A 1,077-nucleotide genomic window follows, 5' to 3' on the forward strand; every position below is an offset into this window, starting at 1 on the left:
TACGCACATGCCTATTGCCGAATTTCAAGCTATCTGCAATCCATGGCCAACAAGGGATATAACCCACTTGTCGCTATTCAAATAGCGTTGGCCGGTGAAGCTCATAAAGTATGGGGTGAGTAGTTACTTTTTATATTTATATTCTTACTTCTTTTTTACTGGCTATGTCATCGTTAATTGTGGAATTTTAATATTATCTTAGTATCTAATGGTTTATCTATGATTCTAGCGGGATATCATTATGACAATAACTCTACCGTGCCTAATCTTTAGCTTACGGTGCAAGAATTTGAGCGTAAAGTCACATTAGATATAGTATTAACGATTTAAGCTTTAAAGATTATCGTGAGTAAAACAACCGAGTCTTCAACTGCCTTAACTGAATGCTGCTCATCAGGCATTAAATGCAATAATTGGCCAGGCATCAACACTTGTATTTCGCCCATTGCAGTAAACTCTATTTTCCCATTTATGCAATGAACAATAATTGGTCCTGATACTTTGTGAGTTGGAAATTCTTTACCGGCTAGAATAACAAGGCGAGCAAGTTCCATTTCATCTGTTTTTACAATTACTTTAGTTTGTTCATTAGGCATATCTTGCGCCCAGGTTTCCAAGTCAACAATTTCAGCTGGTGATGCGTGATGTGTAGCCATGACTATCTCCTAATAGGTTTATGTATATTGGTCCTACCCAACAAAAGCAGAATGTAACGGCGCTTTTTGCAGTCTAAGTTTATAGCTTTATTAGCAGGATTGGCGGGCATGGATCGTGCCGGTGCCGTCGAATTCCCAGGTGAAATTCACGCCCACGCTGCTTGTAGACTCCTTCATCTTCTCGAAGTTTTCTTTCTGTTGTTCGCCTTTGAACTCGTCTTTTGTTATCACCAGATGGATGATCACCTCCTCATCCGGAACCATGTGCGTATTCCACGGAAACTGGACACTCAGTCCACGGCAAACTGGACAGTCGGAGCGTAGCGACGCGGGGGTTGTTTTTTACTCCTGATTTGAGGGTTTAGTCAAATCTCTTTTGCTCTTTCTGATCGACTCGCCGGACAGATCCAGTTTATGTGCG

At 41.1% G+C, this 1,077-nt stretch carries 2 protein-coding genes; both read right to left on the reverse strand.

Going from position 1 to position 1,077, the window contains the following annotated elements; translation table 11 throughout:
- Positions 1-326: 326 nt before the first annotated feature.
- The gene (locus NSMM_RS08550) at positions 327-656 is read right to left on the reverse strand and encodes a cupin domain-containing protein (protein WP_090286596.1); all 330 of its coding nucleotides are present in this window, start codon (positions 654-656) and stop codon (positions 327-329) included.
- A gap of 90 nt (positions 657-746) precedes the next feature.
- The gene (locus NSMM_RS08555; protein ID WP_218121053.1) at positions 747-920 is read right to left on the reverse strand and encodes an MIT C-terminal domain-containing protein; all 174 of its coding nucleotides are present in this window, start codon (positions 918-920) and stop codon (positions 747-749) included.
- Positions 921-1,077 lie beyond the last annotated feature (157 nt).

Source organism: Nitrosomonas mobilis (assembly GCF_900103035.1).
GTDB classification, from domain to species: Bacteria; Pseudomonadota; Gammaproteobacteria; order Burkholderiales; family Nitrosomonadaceae; genus Nitrosomonas; species Nitrosomonas mobilis.

What these genes read in the sequence shown, in the direction of transcription:
- NSMM_RS08550 (WP_090286596.1), bottom strand. Translation starts at nt 656, where the DNA reads ATGGCTACACATCACGCATCACCAGCTGAAATTGTTGACTTGGAAACC.
- NSMM_RS08555 (WP_218121053.1), bottom strand. Translation starts at nt 920, where the DNA reads ATGGTTCCGGATGAGGAGGTGATCATCCATCTGGTGATAACAAAAGAC.